The sequence below is a fragment of the Hoylesella nanceiensis DSM 19126 = JCM 15639 genome, from assembly GCF_000379965.1.
In the GTDB taxonomy this organism is placed as follows: domain Bacteria; phylum Bacteroidota; class Bacteroidia; order Bacteroidales; family Bacteroidaceae; genus Prevotella; species Prevotella nanceiensis.
This window is the reverse complement of the sequence record NZ_KB904333.1, coordinates 121,581-143,039: the sequence shown is the minus strand read 5'-3', so window position 1 is coordinate 143,039 and position 21,459 is coordinate 121,581. Positions and strand designations below refer to the sequence as shown.

Below are 21,459 nucleotides of genomic sequence, written 5' to 3'. Positions count from 1 at the left end.
ACATTATTCTTTCCCAAAGATTCCTTCGAGAATCCAAGGAGCATTCACCTTCATACTCTTGAAACGGTCGAAGATGCCATACTTCTCAGAGCCGTTGCCGAAGTGGTTGTTGTCCCAAACGAAAGTAGAGAAGCCTCGTTTGCGAGCCTCCGTAGTCAAGAACTTACAGTAGTAGGTCATGTTTTCATGTACTTTCTCTGAGTTTGACTTATAGTGATCGGTTACTCCCCATTCTCCTATAACGATACCCAGTCCTTTGTTGCTCCAGGTATTCACCACCTTGTCGAAGAAATCCGTCATCGTCTTCTCGTTTTCTGCAGGTATCTTGCCAGCATCCTTGTAGACATCACCCCAGTAATCGTAGGTGCAATCGCCGGCGTAGCTCCATGGCTGATAGTAGTGAAATTCCACACTCATATAGTTGTTGCCATTGCCTTCGGCATCCTTCGGAATGATGAATCCTCCATTCTCGATGCCAAACCAAGGGTTGCAAACGTAAGTCTGTAAGATGAGGTGGCGCTTGGCATTGTTGCCGCCTGTGGCACGAACCATATCCACGAATATCTGATTGTAAGCATTCTGCACTTCGAGGTTCTCGGCAGTAGGCTTGCTCCAGGTATCCCTGACGTGAACCTCATTGGTTCCGGCGAAAGCCAAGCGGCTGTCATAATTGGCAAACTCAGAGGAGATATTCATCCAGAGGAGCGCAAGCTTTTGGCAGTTTTCATCCTTATATTGATAAGTAGGACGACCTTCTAGCCATTTTTCATGATGCGCATTGATGATAACCTTGAGGTCATTATCCAGACACCAACCCACTACCTCCTTGATACGAGCAATCCAAGCCTTGTCGATGCTCATCGCCTGAGCATTGGTGATGTGGCACTGCCAACGGATTGGAATACGGATAGCATTGAAACCTGCCTTCTTCACGGCTTGTATCATCTTTTTGGTGACAACGGGATTGCCCCAAGCTGTCTCTGCATGGATGGAACCGTCAGGGTTGCCAATCTGCATCGACTCGCCATCCTGTCCAGGAGCTGAGCACTCGAATTCATTGCCGAGATTCCAACCTACTACATCCTTGTTCCATTGCTTGGCGGTAGGAATCGATTCGCTTGTATCAGGCGTATCCACCACCGAAGGACTAGCACTGCAAGAAAATACAGTAAACATACTTACAAATAGCAAGTAGACTTTCAAAAGGTTCCTTTTCATTATTAAGTTTATTGTTGTTTATACTTAATTGTTTATTTATTGCGAGTAATTGTTTGAACTTGGCTACAAAAGTATAGAAAAGAGGAAAAAAACTAGGTTAGAATGCAAACAAAAAAGGTTTCAAATCTAACTTATCTCCAGGTTTGAAACCTTACATTTGTATCTAACTAACTGAATATCAGACAGTAGTATTTTTACTTTCTTTGCCAGCAATTTACACTGCTCATTTTATTCATACTTACTAGGTGACACCCCGAAATGCTTCTTGAAAACTGTACTGAAGTACTTTACGTTTACAAATCCTGTCTTCACAGAGACATCCAAGACGCTATCGCCTTGCTTCAGATACTGGGCTGCCTGCTCCAAACGGATGAGTCGTATGAAGTCTTGCGGTCCTTGTCCTGTCAGAGTCTTCAACTTGCCATAGAAGAGGGTGCGGCTCATCGCCATTTCTCGGCAAAGGCGGTCGATGTTGAAGTTGGTGTCGCTCAGATTATCGAGGACGAGACGGGTTGCTTTCTCAACGAAAGCTTGGTCCATCGGATCCAATTCCGGTTCTTTTTCATCGGAAGATTTATTCTTTTCATCGGAAGCGGATGGCACGGAAGGTTCGCTTGGCAACAGGCTCTTTTGAGACGATTTCCCAGAGTCCTCTCCTCTGACAATGGCGAGACTTTGCTCTATATAGTATTGACTCAGATGGCGACGGTTCTTCAACATGCTCGCTATCTTGCTGGCAAGAATGGCAGAGTCGAATGGCTTGGCAATGTAATCGTCTGCTCCAAGGTCTAGACCTTCTATCATGAAGTCGCGCCCTGCCTTCGCTGTTAGGAGGATGACAGGCAGCCAACTGATCTCCTTGTTTTCCTTGATGCTACGGCAGAGTTCGTCGCCCTGCATACCCGGCATCATCACATCCGATACCACGATGTCACACTCACCATTCTCTGACAGATACTTCAAGGCAGCCTCACCACTCTCCACATCCACCACATGGTATTGGTCTGCGAAAGCCATACGGATGTATTGACGGAGGTCGTCGTTATCATCGACAAAAAGGAGCGTGTCCTTAAGCGATTCTTCTGATTTTATTTTTTCATTAGTAGACACGGAGTTATCGAAAGTTTCTGGCAAACTTGATGGCTTGGAAGAAACGGAAACATCAACATATCCGTTATCAGGCAATACAACCAAGAAAGCAGATCCCTTGCCTTCCTCGCTCTCGAACGTTAACTTTCCTCCCAGTTTCTGCACAAGCTGGCGAGTAAGCATCAAGCCCAATCCACTGCCCATCTCCTGAGAGTTGACTGCATTGGAGGCACGAAAGAAACTCTGGAAGATATGCTTGGCCTCGGTTTTCGGGATACCAATGCCGGTATCGCTTACCTGGATGCTGACTTGCTTACCAACCTCATCAAGCGAAGCAGAGATGGTGATGGTTCCACCCACCTTCGTATATTTTACAGCATTAGAGAGCAGATTCTCGAATATCAGATCCATCATAGAAAGATCGGTAGAGAAGGTATGCTGTCCACAGGTTGCCAACCGAAGATTGATATGTTTCTCCTGGGCTGACATCTGGAACTTATCCACCTGCTGACGCAAGAGAACAGACAGCTCCACTTTCTGCATGTGGACTTGTGTCTTCACTACGGCTATTTTCTGGAAATCAAGCAACTCGGTCACCATCCTCAGAAGCTTGTCGCCATTACGCAGTGCCATCTCCAAGAACTTTCGGCTCTTATCGCCCAGTGTAGTATCTTTCGCCAAGTCGGCAAGAGGAGCCAACACAAGACTCAAAGGGGTACGGATGTTATGGGCGGTATTCACAAAGAAGTTGATCTTGTCATCGTAGTACTTGCGATGCAAACGCTCTCTGTAGTAATCCCAGCCGAAATAGACTATAGCACCTAAGATACAGAGATAGGCAATCCATGCCCACCAAGAGTTCCACCATGGTTGGGCGATATGAATGTGCAAGATGGATTCTCCCAATATGCGTCCGTTACTCCTACCCTTTGCCTTGATATGCAGGGTGTAACTGCCAGGAGGCAAATTGGCGAAACGAGCCTGCTGGTAGGCAGAAGGCACACTCCACTGATGGTCATACCCCGCCAGGTAATACTGATACTGGATGTCGTGCTGATACGGATAGTTGATGCTCTCGAAATGCACGATGAGGGTTTTCTCATCATGAGAGAAACTCATCTTTCCTTCTTGCAACATCTCGAAGAGTTCTGCATGCCAATCTTCCAGTTGGTTAGCCTCATCGAAAGTCTTTCCTTCCACCTCAACACCCGTGATATGAAGAGGAGCCTTGTAGCTCAATCCCCTGGCAAACTTGGATGCCAAGACCACAGCTCCTTCACTGCTTCCGAATATCATTCGCCCGTCTTGGGTTCGGACCACAGCCATACGCTTGTACTCCCGCTCCAATCCCTTGAAGAAGTTGAGATTGGTCACCTTTCCATGATCGATGAAAGCCAGTCCCTTGTCAGTACTCATCCACACCTTGCCAATGGGAGTCTTGACCAAGGCATAGACGGTGTTGGAAGGCAAAGACTGCGAGATGGTATAGTTCTTAACCTGTTGCTTCTGCCAATCGTAGAGGTACAAGCCTCCTCCATCGGTGGCTATCCAGATATGCCGTGCATCCTGAAAATCCATCGCATTGACAAAGAAATTATAATCGACTGACGGAAATTCCGACGGATAGAAGAATCGACTGGCACGAAGGCTTCGCTTGTCGATACGATAACATCCATGGGTCGTTCCCACCGCAATAATCTTCTTATCAGGAGACTCCACGATACTCTGAACTTCATTGATTGGCAAGTAGTTAACGGAGTTATCCACATTTCCATTCTTTTCTAATGATGATGGGATATGTACCAAGTCTCCATCCAAACAACCTATCCACAAGCCTCCTTCGCTATCCTTGAAAATGCTATACACATAGTCGGTCTTTAACTTGCCATTCGACACAGAGTAAGCCCGATTACTGCTTCCATCGGCATGAACCTGAAAGATGCCATCACCATAGGTTCCCACCAAGACCTTGCCATCGGCAGTCTGACAAAGGGTAAGCGCCACCTTATTATATAGGGAATGATGCCACAGATGGGTTTGCTCGTCATAGATGCTCACCCCCTTGTCGGTAGCATACCATATCTTGCTATTGCGACCCTGTGCATCCACGCTCTGCATAACATCGTTCACACCATTATTGATAAGCGACTGGCTGTTGAGATACTCATGGCGCACAAACTCCAAGGTATGCTCCATAGGAATAGCCATATCCACACCTCCTGAATAGGAGCCCATCCAAAGGTCGCCAAGATGGTCCTTGCAAAGGGCATAGACGCCATTGCCATGCAATATATTTTCCGGTCTGCCATCCGTATTCAAAAGTAGATTCGTCTTACAAGTCTTCTTGTCGTAGGCATAGACACCTGCTCCATCTACCGCCATCAAGATGGTGGCTGCATCGTAGTGGATAATGGAACGAACAGGGATGAGCGGAATATCTGATAAGGATGAGAATTGCGTGAGAGAAGACAATGGCTTCCATGTTCTGTCATCGAGCAAGAGAATGCCACGATGGAAAGTTCCCAACCATATCTGATGAGCCTTCACGTCGTGATAAGAAGAAAGCACGGAATACCCTCGCAAGAGCAATCGAGGCTGGGCTGCATTTTGTGAATAGGCGAAGACTCCGGAAGGAGAACCTATCAATAATTGTTTGCCGAAGAATCGGATATGATTAACATATGTGTTCTTCAGAATGTATTTTCCTTTGTTATACGCTGTTTTGTCTTTGCTACCAGCAATAGATAGATGAGCCATCATATACACGCCCCTATCTAACGCCATCCAAAAGCATCCCTTGTCATCAACCAACAAGTCATTGAGCACCACACTTCCTCCAAGTACATTCGTCAGATTGACCTGGAGTTGGAATGTGTCTTTCACCTTATTATATATATAGATCTTTCCTTTATTATCATAGGCATAGATATGTTGTTGGCTATCCTTAGTCAACTTGATGTTTCTACCACTGGCATCACTAAACTGCATATCCGTAGCCAAGGTATAGTTCCGTACCTGTTGACCATTGTACCTGTCAACGCCTCGCTTGGTACTGATCCACATAGCACCATCCTCAGCCTCAACTATCGAATACACACGGGCACTGGAGAGTCCATTGTCCGTATTGAGATTCGACAACATCAGCATATTGCGGGTCAAATGTTCCTGAGCATGGAGCTGAGAACACAGCACCATGCACAAGAGCCACAGGAAATCAACCTGTAATCTTAGGAAATATGATAAGCCTTTATTTTTCATTTATCGGTCCAATGTATTAATTTCTTCCAGTCCCTTGGTTTGCTTCTTCGGCGTTATGCCGAGTCCCTTCAAGCTCTCCACCCTGCGCATTACGTTGTCGCTTCCATAGTAAAGCTGCTACCTTGTCTTATCGAAGGTCCTGGAAAGACGGGTTATCAGATCGTCGATACCCAGGAAGAAGCCGATGGCAAGCCCTATAATGATTCCTATTACTTTTTTTATATTGAAGTTGTCTTGACTTTTTGTTTTGTTAAAATCGAGAGGATTTCTTATCTTTGTATTAGCAAACCAAGCCTCAAATTCCTCTCATGTACAAAGTACTAGACAAAGATACAATAAAAATGAAATTCTACCTCATTTATCAGTTGCAAAACGTGGATATATTTGCCAAAGTAGACTGTCAGAGGTAGTTCCATACATTCTTTATAAGCTTAAGACTGGTTGTCTATGGTATATGCTTCCAGTTTCATCGTTCTTCACAGCAAAGGTTCTTCATTGCAAAACCGTATACGGACATTTTCGCATGCACTTTTGTTTGACAACGTACAAAAGTGGGTCAAGCAGTGGGTCAAATTTTAGGGGGTTCAAAATACCTACATTATTTCATAACTTGTGAGGTTTTGAGAAAATATTTTACAATAAGTAAAAGTGGGTCAAATCTAAATATTTGTACGCTTGCGTATAGCTGTAAATCTCATATTAATAGAGTATATTATGCAATTATATTATTGAGATATCGGTAAAATCTCATATTTTAAAAAGGAGAATTGCTGTCATTAAAGTAACTATATTAGTAGATTTCAATAGTTAGTAGTTTTCCTAAGATAGTAAAATTGTTATATGAATGTCCTTCTAACTATAACCTCTATCTTCTTTATTTTTTAGCTACACAATTTTTTTGTGCTAACATTGTTATCCACTTTTTTCTATTATGTAATGTTAAAACTTAAAAATGGTTATGTAAATCTTATTATTTTTTTATAATTTTGTCTCAATAAATTAAAAACCAACTACTACAATGAATGTATCTTCTAAAATTGGTATTTTGGCCACCTTATTATTAGTAAATGCTAATCTTTTTGCACAAGAAATACCATTTAGGCAAAGGGTGCATCGTATGATATGGTGATGTCGTTAGGACGGATGAGTGAGCCGCTGACCAAGGTGCAGAAGGTGGACTCAACGACGACTGCCAAGTCTTATAACTTCGCTTATAAATATGAGGACAGCAACCACCCGACGGCTTCCAATACAGATTGGACACGATCATTACACCTATGATGCTAATGGTAATCCAACGCTGGTGACAAATGATAGTACCAACACCACGAGGGAGATGTATTGGGATGAAGACAACCGACTCATGGTCTTAAGCGATAACGGCAAGACAAGTCGTTATACTTATAACGCTGCCGCGAACGTATTATGAAGAGTTACGGTACGATGGAGGAAGTGTATATCAATGGTGCACCGCAGGGAATCACGTTCCACGAGACGGATAACTTCACGCTCTATCCAGCCTCAATAATCAGCATTTCACAGTGCGCTATCTAGTAGAGTGACAAAATTATTAGATCCATTTAATTCTCATGATCCTGCGTTTCATATAGAAATCAGGCAGTACTAATTATAGAATCAAAAATTGATAGTCTCATTTAAAAAAGAGACTACACAATTATACTATATTCAACAATTGAGTTATATATTACATAAGATATTCAAATATGAAAAAATGTTTTATTTCAATAGTAGTTTTTATTATGCTGTCTTGCATGGCATCTTCGCCTCAGCATAGTCTTCAGTCCCGATTGTTTGGGACTTGGGCAACAAGTGATGATAAGGTTGCTGTATTCCAAATCGACAAGGATAGTTTGTATTATATTGATGAAGATCCTATTGTGGCAATACCTTATCAGTTTGCAGGCGATAGTATGACTATAGACGCTGACGGAACAACTATCGTACAACATATTTCATTTCGCAAGGATACGCTCGTTATGAAAAATCAGTGGGGCGACGTTAGTCGTTTTGTACCTATTAAATAAGCTGTTAATCGTATATAATATAGTTCCTTTTAATGAAAAAGAAAGATATAATCTCAATAATTCAAGATAATGATATTTCTGAATATTATTCCTTGAAGAATTTAGGTATTGAAGGCTATGCTTTTCCATACCAAGAAGCACTTAAAATAGTGCAAATATGCAAACTTTTAGTGATTCCAATCTTAGGTGGTGATGTATATAGTATGAATAATTCTACTATAGAGAACTCAGATGATAATTGGTATTATGATAGGACTCCAAATGAGTCATATTACAATTATGTGCAAAACAGTTGTAATAAATCCGAATCTTACATAAGGACTTTTAAAAATCATTCTTGTGATAGACCTTTATTTTCCTTTGTCCTTGAAGATCAATTAGAATAATCGAATACTGGCCGAATAGACGGTGCGGCTCTTGGCTGATTGGTTGGTTCTGGCTCTGATCCCGTTCTTCTTGGAATTGCTGGTGATTACTATGGAGGAGAATTTGGAGGATGGCTCTCTGATACTATTCTGTATGATTGTGATTAAACAATGACGAATATGTAGTTCTGCAAATCGAGTCTGGTAAAATGAGATTTCCATGAATATTCAAAAGTCCGGACTCGTCAATACTGGTAAAACTAGAAAATGCAGTGCCATTACTCGCTTCTAAAAAAACATCTACACTGTCAATGCAGTTATATAAAGATCCACCTATAATCACTGTGTCGCAGGTGCAATTTTTGCGACCTCAAAATAGGCTATCTTGTGTGTGTTATCAAGCACTTCCCAATGTGTTAGTCGTGGATTACACAAAAAATAGGAACAAATTGCTCCTTGCTCTGAGAAATTGACGAAACTGTCTGGTAAACTATTATTTTATGTTCAAAACGCGAAGAACTATTAACGTTTTTTTTAAACCAAAACGTTATCATTGTTTAAAGTCTTGCTGCGTTTCTGCTTGATGCTTGCATATTTCGGGAAAAAGGATTAACTTTACATATAGTTTACATTTTATACTAAAGTAAACATTATTGATATATGGCAAATGTGATAATATTGTCAGCAATACTTCTATCCGTAGTTGGAATTAACTATGGTTGTATGAAACTGGCTGTTCTGAATCCAAACATTATATCAGGATTCGAATTGAGTGAGGAACCTGAACAGAGAGAATATGACAAAGCGTGGCTTAGACTATTGCATAAATACATGCGCGCTGCTAACATAGTAACACTTATTGGTGGAATCGTAGGAATTATTAGCGGATTACAGATTATTTACTACCTGTTCTTAGTCCTCCCCATTAGCTTTGCTGCACTATTAGCTTATAGCCGTCGAAAGCTTATAGTTAAGAAAAAAGGGAGAAAGCTCGCAATGGTTATTACCATGTTGTTGGTTATTGGCCTTACTTGCCTGCCCATATTGTATTCATCTCAAAATGATCTCAAAGTAATTCTTTTAGACGATAGAATGGAAATTTCTGGTTTGTACGGTCTTGACATACCACTATGTAAAATAAGTGAGGCGAAATTATGCCAATCGCTTCCCAAAATTAGCATTAAAACAAATGGCTTCGCACTTGGAGAGACTTGTCTGGGACACTTTCGTACTACAGACGGAAAAGACGTAATACTCTTCACGCATTCAGATAATTTTTTTATACAACTTACACAGAGTGATGGGAATACATACTATCTATCATATAAAGACGCAAAAGCTACAAAACAACTCTTCAATAGAATTCAAAAACAAATTGAAATTACAAAATAGGATGGAAATAGAACCATTAATTAAGGAGCCAACTACGCTTACATTTGTTACTACAGAAAAGTGTAGCAGTGCATGCAGTAGTTGCTGCTTTCAGTGCTCGCCAAAACGTAGTAAAAGACTTACAAAAGAGCAAATGGTAGGATATAGAAATACAAAATTTCCTTATGACAATTGGCGCACTGCTGATCCAGGACATATTCATTATAAATGGCGATTAAATGATGAAGACTCATGGCACTGGTTTCGTTAAATATTAAGTAGTACAATTTATGAAATATTTTATTTTAAAGTGGTCATTAGAAAAAAAGCAGAACAATAAAACAAAACGAAGCTTATGGTGTCGTTTGCTGCATAAGATGATCGCTCCACTCAGTGCAAATCCTGATTTTGATGATAAAATAGAGGATGTTACTCTATGGTTTATTGAATATGACGATGTGGTAAATCATATTGCAAACAGAGAAATTGGATTTGCTAAAGATGGTAGGATTATTGTAAAAATGCCAGACGATAGAAATTATGGTTATTGGCTGGATACAAATTGCGAATTGGAAGATTTCAAAAAGATGGGTATAAATATGATAACCGAAAAAGAATTTAACGACTTATGGAATTCGGTCTATTACGATAGAGAAGCAAAAGAATTCAAGCAGACTGTTATCAAAAATGGAGACTAAAGAATGTATGCAATCTTACCTTCACGGACATTTTGGACAGCATCCTTTACGTTATGGATGAGAAGGGCACGAAAGTCTTCGATGCTTCATACGATGCGTGGGGCAAGCAGACGGTAACACTCAACACCATAGGTTTGCACCGTGGTTACACAGGACACGAGATGCTTAGTGAGTTTGACATCATCAACATGAACGGCCGCTTGTACGACCCTGTACTTGGCCGGTTCTTCAGCCCGGACAACTATGTTCAGATGCCGGACAACAGCCAGAACTTCAACCGGTACAGCTATTGTTTGAATAATCCACTGAAATATACGGATCCAAGTGGGGATTTTTGGAACCTTATCATAGGGGCAGCTATTGGAGGAGTTTTCAATTGGGCATCACATGGATTCCAGTTTAATGCGAAAGGACTTGGGCACCTCGTCACTGGAGCTGTTGCCGGAGCTGTTGGTGCAGGATTAGCGTCGGGAGTGAACGTTGCTATGGCTGGTGGTAACTTCTGGACTGGAGCCGCAGGATTGGCGAAGGGAATTTCTTCTACGGGATTCCTTGCAGGCGCTGTGCTTCGGGTGCTAGCGCTGGGTTTGCTGGTGGTTTTATTAATAATGCAGGCAATTCTTGGTTAGATGGACACAGCTTTGGAAAAGGTCTTCTTGCCGGCTTAGGTTCTGGAGGCTTAGGAACTTTGGAAGGCGGTATTGTTGGAGGTCTAATTGGTGGTCTTGATGCTTTAGACAAAGGCACGAACTTCTGGACAGGGAAGACAAACATTGACATAACTGGTGCATATGCCTGTTCAAATTGTAATTCATCAGGCTTTAATCTCAATGAAAAAACCGTTACTGGAAAATACGTAGGAGAATTCGAAGGTGTAAATGTGTTTGAAACCAAGAAACTTGGTAGTTTAGTTACTCCAGAATCTGATGGATACTATCATTATCGAGCAGTTACTGTCCCTGAGCGTGGAATCATTGCTGGAGAAGGTGTCTTCACTAGTGGTCAAAGGGCTGGTCAAGCTATGATGCAACATGAATTTGGACATATCCTTCAGTATCGTATGTTTGGCCCTGCAGCATATTGGCATGTAATCGCTCCAGAAAGTTTCGCCAATGCAACATTCTTCTCATCTTCCCATCATAAATATTGGACAGAGACATGGGCCAACTACCTTGCAAAAGGTCATTTTAGAGGTCTCTGGATAGGGGGAGTTGATTATCCAATAAAAAATATTAGTACCTTTAATTGGTGGAAGATGGTACTTGCTCAAATGCAGGGAATGATGATGGCTAAACCACGTGGATGTATTTAAATCACTTACTAAAATATATGAAAATAGATAAACTAAAATATATGAAAATAGATAAGAAATATAGAAATTTGTTAGGTGGTATTGCGATCATTCTTAGTTTGGTCTCTTCATGCATCCCTATATGTGATTCAAGGACTATCGCCATTTTCACGAATCGTACGAATGACACCTTATTTATAGGTGCCTCCCACTACGATACGATTGATAGTGTGGATTGTCTATTGCAACCTGCATATTTGCCTATTGATAGTGACCTCTATCCTTCTAAGGTGACGTTGTGGAATGGTATTGATGTCCAAGGTGACATCGTATATCCAGACTCGTTGTTTACCATAGATGGCAATTATCTATTCAACAATACCGATACCTGCTATTTCTTCTTAATCAAATGGAAAGATGCTAAAAATCATTTATGGGATGAAATCCGCATGAAGAAGTTATATCGTCGAAAAATAGTTGTTCGAGATTGTAACGGTAAGTTTGATCAGACGATTCAATAGAAAGATCCTAACCATGTCCCATACTCGTCGAAGGATACTATTATCGATTTTGTTCGATGCGTCTGCCTTGATGAAGGCAGGTGTGTGGACATCTTGATTCATGATGATTGTATTCATATCGGAGCTTTTAATAGTTCAAGAGCAGTTACAAGATGCGCAGACTACACAAAGACAAGTGTTTGCAAAACTTTTGTCGTGTGGAGTGGAGCGTTTATCTTGGCTCTTGACACTACAAAAGCTCCCGATGGTATTACATCAAGTCATGTTCTCACTATCGACAGTTGGCAGACCATTAACCTCGATGATCAGAACGATTGTCCCTGTCAGTTCGGTGTAGAGTTTCTCATACTCTGGACTTGCACCAAAGTCGTCTGTCAGTTCATACTTGTCGAAAACGCTTTGCACAGCCTTATTCTTCAGAAGCATTGGTGTTAGTCTTTCAGGAAGAGGAGAAGGGAGTTCTTTCTCGAACTCATTCTCTAAGACATAAACAAGGGTGTCGTACTTGGAGAAATGCAGTCCTTGATACAGAACTTCGCTTGCCATTACCTCTGCCTCTGGATGAGAAAAGCCTTGTGCTACTACATCACAGTAGGCAGTAAGGGCTTCATCGGCTCTTGACGTTATGAATGATTTGTCAGCCAGCATTTCAGGGAAATGCTCACTAAGATAAGTCTCTAACTTCAAACGGAAGTAAGAAAGTTCTTTCTTTGTTGTTGTCATAATCTTCTTGGTTTAGGGTTTTACATTATTTTGAGTTGATGCCCATAGCAACTTTGAACTTGTCTAACTTGCCAGCCAACTGTTCCATATCGTGTTCTATTTTCTTATTGGTAATACGGGCATAAATTTGTGTAGTTTTAATATTGGTATGTCCCAGCATCTTAGAAACTGATTCCATTGAAACACCTTTACTCAATGACATTGTTGCAAATGTGTGGCGAGCCATGTGAAAGGTTAGGTCCTTTTTAATGCCACAAATATCTGCAATTTCCTTCAGATATGAATTGGTTCGCTGATTAGTTAGCATTGGGAAAAGTTTACCATTACGATAGGTCTTGCCACTATACTTTTCGATGATATTCTTCGGAATATCCAATAAAAGAACATTTGTTGCAACACTCGTCTTTTGTCGTTTTGTCATTATCCATCGTTTGTCATCAAGGGTAACAATGTTCTCGGGAGTAAGGTTGGCTACATCAATGTACGCTAAACCTGTGAAGCACGAGAATACGAATAAATCACGAACCAATTCCAAACGTTGTATGCAGGTTCTTATTGACTATCTTTAAAGTTTCTTCATCTGTTAAGAAACCACGATTGACTGGCTCAAGGTGAAAGCGATGATTAAGAAAAGGATCGTGATGGATTACGCCCATTTTTCTTCCTAAAATCGTAATTGTCTTGAAAGTCTTCATTGTCTTGGTAGCTGTATTCGGGTTCTGACCAACTACTGTGCGAAGATAAATATCAAAATCGTGTATGATGATATAGGTGAGTTCAGACAAGCGTATGTCCGAACGTTTGTACTTATCCTGCAAAAAAGTCATAAAGTGTCGTTTGCAGACATTATATTTCTGAAAGGTGGCAGCACTTACAGATATGCCCACTTGCTTGGCAATATCTTTGTTGTGCTTATCGAAGAGTGTCATCATAGTTTCTACCTCTTCTTTCTTACCCAGATACTCCGACTTGATACGCTCCAAAGAAATGGTATCTGTCATTTCCAACTTTTTGAAGATGGTCTGCAATCCGCTTTGGATGTTATCCAATTCGAGATTAGTAGAAAGAACCTCTGTAGTCCTTCCCTTCAGTCGTTCTTTTTCACTATCCCATTGCGACTGCTGAACGGCAATACCTGTTGAGCCAATGGAAAGTCGTTCGTTGTTGAGATAGATTCTCAACATCACGGGTGTTTTACCCTCCTTGTTCACATAGTTGCTTCTTAAATAGAAGACTGCTCTGAAAATGGTTTTCATTTGCGCTGCTGTTGTTTAATTGTAGCCATGGCAAGGAAAGTTGTAGCCAAAATTTAATAATTGTAGCCAGCTTCTAATAGAATTGTAGCCAAAAGATTGAATTTTTAGCAGGATAAACTTCTGTAACCACGCTACAAAGTTCGACATATTTATTTGAATAACAGCAATTTGCGTGTACTCTATGCGTGCTCAGTACGAACTCTTGGCTACAATTTTTATTTTGCCTCAAAAAGTGTAGCCAGATTGTAGCCATTGTAGAGTATTTAGGGAGTATTTACCCCCTCTGTACGTACTCTGATAAGAAGAATAGATATAAAAGAAAAGTATCATAACTACTTGTAGCTATGATACTTACGTTTTTGTTAGGATTTCTCTGTTGGTCTGTTCAGAGTACCTAAAGCGGAGAGAGGGAAGTGGACTTCTATACAAAATCATTAAAGATTTATATCAAATCATATCAAAATTATCAGAACGTCAAGTAGTTACTGATATAATTTGATATGATATTTTATTTATTGATAACTTAGGTTCTAATACTTCGTAAAATAAAGTGGGGCAAAAAGTGGGGCAAAAACAAGGGGTTCAAGAAATCGGTTATTTTACTTTTCAAATTAACTCTGTAGTGAATTTATTTTACATCAGTAAAAAGTGGGGTAAAAAGTGGGGCAAAACTTTATATTTGATTAACTTTGAAATAAAGGTTATCAAATAAATATAAGAAAAACAAATAAAGTATTATAAACTAAACTTTTTATCGTATCTTTGTACTACAAAAGATACATTATGACAAAATTCACCAAAGCCAACTGGATGACCAGAGCACTACAAGAGAAGTTGAATGTAGTAGGAGAGCAATTCCGCCTTGCCCGATTACGAAGAGATCTGACAATGGATCAGGTTGCACAACGTGCGCAATGTACAAGGCTTACTCTCTCACGTTTAGAAAAGGGTGAGCCTACAGTATCTCTTGGTGTGGTAATGAGAGTACTCAATGCCCTGCAGCTTGAAGAGGATATACTCCATTTGGCTAAAGACGATAAGCTGGGGCACATGGTACAGGACCTAGGTATTAAGAATAAGAAACGAGCTTCAAAAAGATAACACATGGAAAAATTAGATGTGATAGCCAATTTCGACTGGATGGATAAGGAAGAGAAGGTAGGCACTCTTGGGCATGAATACCTAAGAGGCTCTGACGTATTTTCTTTTGAGTTTGATAAAAACTGGATCAAAACCTTTCCTAAAATTTACTTTGGGCAAGACCTCCGCCCATATCCCGGGGTACAATATAGCCGAGATAACCACATCTTCGGTTGTTTTTCTGATGCTCTCCCTGACAGATGGGGGCGGCGACTGATAGACTTGCGTACTTCACTTGAGACAGAAGGGAAAGCAAGCCATACCTTATCTGATTGGGACTATCTCAAAGGCGTGGAAGATGAGCTGCGTATGGGTGGTTTTCGCTTTCAGGACCTAGATAGCGGAGCATTTATCAGCTCTACGCCTGGTTACAGCGTTCCGCCTGCCATACACATTGACGAACTTTTACAAGCTGCTAAAGAGATAGAGAAAAGTGAGTATAAGCATTTGGAACCAGAAAAGAAGTGGGTACAAAGGCTTTTTCAACCTGGTTCCTCAATGGGTGGAGCACGCCCAAAGGCTTGTGTGCAGAGTGACGGTCATCTTTATCTTGCCAAATTCCCTTCCATCAATGACAACATCAATGTATCTCGATGGGAACACTTCGCACATCTGATGGCTAAGGAATGTGGTATCAATGTTGCCGAAACACAGGTAATTAGGGCAGGGACTGGTCAGGATATACTTCTCTCTAAGAGATTTGATAGAACCGAAGAGAACAATAGAATCCACATAGCTTCTTCTCTCACCGTCCTTGGCTTCACTGATGGCGACGGACAAAGAACAGGAAAAGGCTATTTGGATATTGTGGATTTTATCATTTCAAGAGGTGGCAACCATATAGAGGCTAATTTAGAAGAACTATACAAGCGAGTTGCCTTCAATATCTGTATTGGTAATACAGACGATCACTTTAGAAATCATTCGTTCCTGCTTGGAAGGGAGGGTTGGGAATTATCTCCTGCATACGACATGAACCCTACAAATGGTATATTTCAAGCATTGCTTATCGATACCAACACAAACGATAGTTCTCTCAACAGCCTTTACAATGCCCATGAGCTTTATATGCTGGATGAAATAACCGCAAGAGGGATTATAATGGATGTAACAAGAAACATGAAGTATTGGGAGAATATGGCAGAAAATATAGGACTTCCCCGACGAGAAATCAAATACTTCACGGAAAGATTTGAAAAAGGTATGGAATTTCAATATGGATTAGGACTTCATCGATGAGGTCAAACCAATAGGTCTGTTACTTCTTGCAAAGCTTAAAGAAAACAATTACAGTATTGTGGAAAGAAATGAGCTACAGACAGAAGAAGACCTTAATACTGACGGAGTTAGCTTTAAAAGATAGTAGAAATTACAATCACCATCAAGTCATAAACAATTATAATATGCCTTGATGATGTTATAATAATATGACAGTATAATAGAATAATTATAAAAACATTTTAGCTAAACAAAATACAGATTATTAACCAGTTGCGTTATCACTAAAAACAAGATAAATATGTGTGAATTGAAAGATAAAACATATTATAAGTTCCAAAGACTTGATAAGTTTGAACGTATCATCGAAATTATTCTCAACAAAAAACTTTACGGTGCTGTATACAAAGAATTGAATGATCCAATGGAGGGTAAGTTTAATCGTGAAGGTTTGGTTAAAGACGATTTCAAAGAGATATATGGACAACTTGAAGCTACAAGAATCTGCTCTTTAATGACAAAACAGGAAGGCAAGCAGGATTTCCCTGATAATTTCTTAATGTGGTCACACTATGCAGACAGCCATAAAGGATGCTGTTTTGAATTACAAATAACAGGGGATTATAATAAAGACTGGAAATTGACAAAAATTGATTATAAAAATCAACTTCCTATAGTAAAAGGTAGTGTTGACGAAAAGATCATGCATATACTATCTGTCAAAGACCCTATATGGAAAGATGAACATGAGGTTAGGGCAATTAGAATATATAAAAAAAGCAATTTTAAAGATCTTTCAGCATTTTATCATATAAAAATTAAAGCTATATACTTTGGTAAACGAGTGAATAAGGAGAAGTGTCAATTCTATAAAAAACTCATTTCTAAAATTGATAGCAATATAGAACTTTATAAGATTATTGAGGAGAAAAAGAATACTGGATTCTTTCCCAAACTGACATACAAAGAATTGTAAGTAAGGTAAAGGAAAATAGGAAAAGGCAACTATCATAATTCTTACTAACAAAACAATATTTTATTGTAACAGCAAAGCCTTAAGATTTTGCTGTCCACATAAATTCAAACAATCAGAGGTTTATCTGCAATGCGAGTAAATAGGAACTACAAATATAGATACCAGAAAAGAACAAAGGAATCAGTTGTTAAACAGATTCCTTTGTTTTCTTAAAATTGTAATACTCTTAACTGTTATCGACTACAAATTTTCCGTTGATATAGTTTAAAGTATAGGTCTTTCGCTTGACCGTCTTTAATACAAACTTGTCATCTTTGTATCTTAACTCACAGTTGCCTCCATCTTTTGAAAGAACAGTAACGGAAGACAAACTACCGTTCTTCCAGCGGATGTCTAACTCAAAGTTTCCCTTAGCACAAAGACCCTTCACTTCTCCATCTTTCCAAGCATCTGGCAATGCAGGCAGTAAATGGATAAAGCCCATGTGACTTTGTATCAGCATTTCGGTTATACCAGCTGTACCTCCAAAGTTACCATCAATCTGGAAAGGAGGATGAGTGTCCCACAGATTATCCAGTGTACCATTCTTCAGCAAGTTTCCAAAGAGTTTATATGCTCGGTTTCCATCATGCAGACGTGCCCACTGGTTGAGCTTCCATCCCATACTCCATCCTGTAGCTCCGTCACCACGATGATTCAGTACCACCTTTGATGCCTCTGCCAATGCTGGCGTTGTGATAGGTGAAACAGTATGTCCAAGATGTAAGCCGAACAAATGGTTTACATGTCTGTGCTGATCGTTGGGAGCATCAATGTCCTTCGACCACTCCAACAACTGACCATAGCGTCCTACCTTATAAGGTGCAATCTTTCTCAAGACTTCTTCCCATTGCTTACGCTCCTTTTTATCTACATCTAAGACTTTCGAAGCATCTATGGCATTCATTAAGATCTCACGGATTACCGCATGTACGAAGGTCGCACCTTCATCTATCGGTCCATGCTCTGGTGAGGTTGAAGGTGCTGCTGTATAAGTACCATCTGGCTTCTTCCAAAGATAATCAACGGCAAAGATAGCACTACTCTTGATGAGGTCATATCCCACCTCTTTCAAGAACTTCTTATCTCGTGTATAGTCATAGTAGTCCCACACATGAGTAGCAAGCCACGGACCAGCCATTGGGTTGAAGTTCCATGACATATCTTCACTTTCCAATGGTGCAGTGAATCCGAAGATGTTTCCAGAGATAGAAGCAGTCCAACCTCTCGCACCGAAATAAGCTTTCGCAGTCTTTTCACCTGGCTTAACTAACGTACGGATGAAGTCTATCAGCGGAAGCGTACATTCTGATAAGTTTGTAGAGCCTGCTGGCCAATAGTTCATCTGTATGTTGATATTGTTGTGATAGTCTACTCGCCACGGTCCGTCTACATTATTGTGCCAGATGCCTTGCAGGTTGGCTGGTAGGTTGCCAGGTCGTGAGCTGGCAATTAGTAGATAGCGGCCAAACTGGTAGTATAGCTCATCTAAGTAATAATCTTCCTGACCCTTGCGATAGTTTATCAAACGCTGTGGAGTTGGGATATCTTGAGTTTTTTGTCCATCATTCAATGTCAAAGAAACGCGGTTGAACAAAGAGGCATAATCCTTGTAATGTGCTTGAAGTAAAGCATCGTAACCTTGTGCCACAGCCTTTTTCATCCAAGAAACGGTTGTCTCAGATGGATTCACGCCTACGTATGTTCGAGGGTTCTTAAAGTCTGGAGCAAAGTTAACCTTGTAGTCTGTATCCGCTGTAATCAGAAAAATGACTTCGTTAGCTCCATTGATACTCAACTTCCCATTGTCATTACTGATGGTACCACCTTGATTCAGAGCTTGGATGCGGACTACATACTCCATCTGGTTATTGTCAAGATGTGCCTTGAATACCAAACCATTGCTTCCATCCGCTTCCATCTTACCCGTCGAGACTGGGTTTGATTCGTAGCTGAAGACTAAGTTCTGCTTACCAGGTTGGTCTGCCTTGAAACGTACAACCATAATATTATTCGGGTAAGAGATGAAATAGTTACGCTCATATCTCACCCCATCCTTCTTAAACTGTACCGTTGCCAACGCCGAATCCAAAGAAAGAGCACGCTTATACTCGCTCATACCGATAGAACTCAACCCTGTCTCTATATAAAACTCACCCATAGTAGTGAAGTTACCAAAGCGGAAAGGATTTTCCTTCCAAGACTCATAAGGGACGGTACTATTAAAGTTCTTGCGTGTCAGCAATGCAGCCTTCTTTTCGTCACCATCAATGAATGCATGACGGATTTCATTCAGATAATGTGCTGACTGCTTGTTCACATTCCAATATGCATCGGCACCAGCAGACGTATTTGGACCACCTCGCCACAAAGTTTTCTCGTTAAATGTGATACTTCTATTAGGGCGTGTCACACGATAAGAGGAAAAATACGGCAAGTAGGGGACAATGTGTTTATGTTATAGCTATATTGTCTTGCTGGTCCATAAATGCAAAACAGCTCTTACCTATAACTCAAAATTAGGGGTCGAGTCTCTTCTTCTGAAAGAATTGATATGATTTGATATAAAAGGTTCGAATCACATCTTTTTGATTTTTTAATTAATCATTCATATTCAAGTACTTAGATGTTACGAAAATAATTTACAAGAAAAAGTTGTTTCATTGCTTTTTCAGAATCTTCGGAGTAAAAAGTGGGTCAAAAAGTGGGTCAAAGGAAAATTGGGGATAAAGAAAAAGTCCCTAAGTCATTGTGACTTAGGGACTTAATCGATGAAATAATGCGGAGAGAGAGGCTCTTTCTCTCGAACTGTCACAAACTATCAAATCGTATCAATCTATTGTAATATAGTAGTTTACGCAAAATGTTAATAAAATGAGATTTCACGGAAAATCTTTGGTAATATCATTTTTAGGGTGTAAATTTGGGTGCATAAAACAATACACCCGAAGGTATGAATATCAAACGGAACATCATCTTCACGTTGGAGAGCAGGAAGAAGGACGGAGTTCTTATCACAGAGAACGTACCTATTCGTATGCGCGTTAATTTTGCGTCCAAGCGGATTGAGTTCACCACTGGCTATCGCATTGATTCAGCCAAGTGGGATGCAGATAAGCAGCGTGTGAAAAATGGTTGTAGCAACAAACTGAAACAATTGGCTTCTGAAATCAATGCTTCGCTCTTGGAGTATTACACGGAAATACAGTCAATCTTTAAGAGGTTTGAGGTAGAGGACGTATTGCCAACGCCCGAACAGATAAAGGAGGCTTTCAATGCTTTGCACAAACCTGTGAGCGAAGAATCTAAGCCAAAGAAAGAAACGTTGCCTTGTGATTTCTTTCAGGTGTTTGATGATTTTGTCGAGGATTGTGGACGTCAGAACAATTGGACGGACTCCACGTTTGAGAAATTTGCAGCCGTGAAAAATCATTTGACCAACTTTCGTGAAGGACTGACCTTTGAGTTCTTTGATGAGCGAGGCTTGAATGACTATGTGGGTTATCTGCGTGATGTAAAGGAGATGCGCAACACAACCATTGGCAAGCAATTGAGTTTCTTGAAATGGTTTTTGCGCTGGGCTTTCAAGAAAGGTGTGCACCAGAATAATGCCTACGACAGTTATAAGCCGAAGCTCAAGAGTACGCAAAAGAAAATCATCTTCCTCACTTGGGATGAACTCAACCGTTTCCGAGAGTTCAAGATCCCTTCCAACAAGCAGGCTCTCGAACGTGTGCGAGATGTTTTTCTCTTCCAATGCTTCACAGGCTTGCGCTATTCGGATGTGTTCAATCTCCGCAGAAGCGATATTAAAGGCGACCATATTGAAGTTACAACGGTCAAGACTTCCGATAGTTTGATTATAGAACTGAATAATCACAGTAAAGCGATTCTTGACAAGTACAAGGATGTGGCATTTGAAGATGACAAGGTGTTACCTGTTATTACTAACCAGAAAATGAACGATTATCTTAAAGAGTTGGCAGAATTGGTTGGTATTGACGAACCTGTACGCCAAACTTATTATAGAGGTAATGAGCGCATTGACGAAGTTACACCTAAATATGCCTTGCTTGGAACACACGCTGGTCGTAGAACGTTTATCTGTAATGCACTTGCATTGGGCATTCCTCCGCAAGTAGTTATGAAATGGACTGGGCATAGCGATTACAAGGCTATGAAACCATACATAGACATTGCGGACGACATCAAAGCGAATGCCATGAGTAAATTCAATCAATTATAACACTG

Annotated in this window: 14 protein-coding genes and 4 pseudogenes; 13 read left to right on the top strand and 5 right to left on the bottom strand. The window is 40.4% G+C overall.

Annotated elements, in window-relative coordinates; genetic code table 11:
• Window positions 1-3 precede the first annotated feature (3 nt).
• Together A3GM_RS0109515 and A3GM_RS0109510 are read right to left on the bottom strand one after the other, a co-directional pair.
• Entirely contained in the window at window positions 4-1,218 is a 1,215-nt protein-coding gene (locus tag A3GM_RS0109515) for a glycoside hydrolase family 5 protein (RefSeq protein ID WP_026216181.1), read from the bottom strand.
• A gap of 228 nt (window positions 1,219-1,446) precedes the next feature.
• Window positions 1,447-5,454 (bottom strand): hybrid sensor histidine kinase/response regulator transcription factor, encoded by a 4,008-nt coding sequence (locus A3GM_RS0109510; protein ID WP_044124965.1) that lies wholly within the window; start codon window positions 5,452-5,454, stop codon window positions 1,447-1,449.
• A gap of 419 nt (window positions 5,455-5,873) precedes the next feature.
• On the opposite strand from A3GM_RS0109510, the pseudogene A3GM_RS11815 reads away from it, so the two are divergent.
• From A3GM_RS11815 to A3GM_RS11800, 9 genes and pseudogenes are all read left to right on the top strand, one after another.
• Window positions 5,874-6,085: pseudogene (locus A3GM_RS11815) on the top strand (transposase); the annotation flags it as partial.
• A 605-nt stretch (window positions 6,086-6,690) separates the two neighbouring features.
• A pseudogene (locus tag A3GM_RS11460) lies at window positions 6,691-7,107 on the top strand (RHS repeat-associated core domain-containing protein); the annotation flags it as partial.
• 182 nt (window positions 7,108-7,289) lie between these two features.
• Window positions 7,290-7,610 (top strand): DUF2147 domain-containing protein, encoded by a 321-nt coding sequence (locus tag A3GM_RS0109505; protein WP_018363135.1) that lies wholly within the window; start codon window positions 7,290-7,292, stop codon window positions 7,608-7,610.
• Window positions 7,611-7,642: 32 nt separating this feature from the next.
• Entirely contained in the window at window positions 7,643-7,996 is a 354-nt protein-coding gene (imm40, locus tag A3GM_RS0109500) for an Imm40 family immunity protein (RefSeq protein WP_018363134.1), read from the top strand.
• Between the two features lie 639 nt (window positions 7,997-8,635).
• The gene (locus tag A3GM_RS0109495) at window positions 8,636-9,367 is read left to right on the top strand and encodes a hypothetical protein (RefSeq protein WP_018363133.1); all 732 of its coding nucleotides are present in this window, start codon (window positions 8,636-8,638) and stop codon (window positions 9,365-9,367) included.
• A 269-nt stretch (window positions 9,368-9,636) separates the two neighbouring features.
• Window positions 9,637-10,044, top strand: a complete 408-nt coding sequence (locus A3GM_RS11210) for a hypothetical protein (RefSeq protein ID WP_044124487.1) — start codon at window positions 9,637-9,639, stop codon at window positions 10,042-10,044.
• A gap of 53 nt (window positions 10,045-10,097) precedes the next feature.
• A complete protein-coding gene (locus A3GM_RS11810) occupies window positions 10,098-10,673 on the top strand; it encodes an RHS repeat-associated core domain-containing protein (protein WP_238299377.1) in 576 nt (191 codons plus the stop codon).
• Window positions 10,674-10,732: 59 nt separating this feature from the next.
• Window positions 10,733-11,356: a hypothetical protein gene (locus A3GM_RS11805; protein WP_018363130.1), complete on the top strand. Its 624-nt coding sequence runs from the start codon at window positions 10,733-10,735 to the stop codon at window positions 11,354-11,356.
• 209 nt (window positions 11,357-11,565) lie between these two features.
• Entirely contained in the window at window positions 11,566-11,856 is a 291-nt protein-coding gene (locus A3GM_RS11800; protein ID WP_025830141.1) for a hypothetical protein, read from the top strand.
• A 255-nt stretch (window positions 11,857-12,111) separates the two neighbouring features.
• On the opposite strand, the gene A3GM_RS0109465 is transcribed toward A3GM_RS11800, so the two are convergent.
• Window positions 12,112-12,579 (bottom strand): DUF1896 domain-containing protein, encoded by a 468-nt coding sequence (locus A3GM_RS0109465; protein ID WP_018363128.1) that lies wholly within the window; start codon window positions 12,577-12,579, stop codon window positions 12,112-12,114.
• 25 nt (window positions 12,580-12,604) lie between these two features.
• A pseudogene (locus tag A3GM_RS11200) lies at window positions 12,605-13,835 on the bottom strand (site-specific integrase).
• Window positions 13,836-14,618: 783 nt separating this feature from the next.
• Here A3GM_RS11200 and A3GM_RS0109450 point away from each other — a divergent pair.
• The 3 genes from A3GM_RS0109450 (at window position 14,619) to A3GM_RS0109440 (ending at window position 17,169) form a co-directional block, all read left to right on the top strand.
• The gene (locus A3GM_RS0109450; RefSeq protein ID WP_009434262.1) at window positions 14,619-14,936 is read left to right on the top strand and encodes a helix-turn-helix domain-containing protein; all 318 of its coding nucleotides are present in this window, start codon (window positions 14,619-14,621) and stop codon (window positions 14,934-14,936) included.
• Between the two features lie 3 nt (window positions 14,937-14,939).
• A complete protein-coding gene (locus tag A3GM_RS0109445; protein WP_018363127.1) occupies window positions 14,940-16,214 on the top strand; it encodes a type II toxin-antitoxin system HipA family toxin in 1,275 nt (424 codons plus the stop codon).
• A gap of 280 nt (window positions 16,215-16,494) precedes the next feature.
• Complete coding sequence (locus A3GM_RS0109440) at window positions 16,495-17,169, top strand: DUF2971 domain-containing protein (protein ID WP_018363126.1); 675 nt, start codon at window positions 16,495-16,497, stop codon at window positions 17,167-17,169.
• A 226-nt stretch (window positions 17,170-17,395) separates the two neighbouring features.
• Here A3GM_RS0109440 and A3GM_RS0109435 read toward each other — a convergent pair.
• Window positions 17,396-19,600, bottom strand: a pseudogene (locus A3GM_RS0109435) (glycoside hydrolase family 95 protein); the annotation flags it as partial.
• 561 nt (window positions 19,601-20,161) lie between these two features.
• Here A3GM_RS0109435 and A3GM_RS0109430 point away from each other — a divergent pair.
• A complete protein-coding gene (locus tag A3GM_RS0109430) occupies window positions 20,162-21,454 on the top strand; it encodes a site-specific integrase (protein ID WP_018363124.1) in 1,293 nt (430 codons plus the stop codon).
• Window positions 21,455-21,459 lie beyond the last annotated feature (5 nt).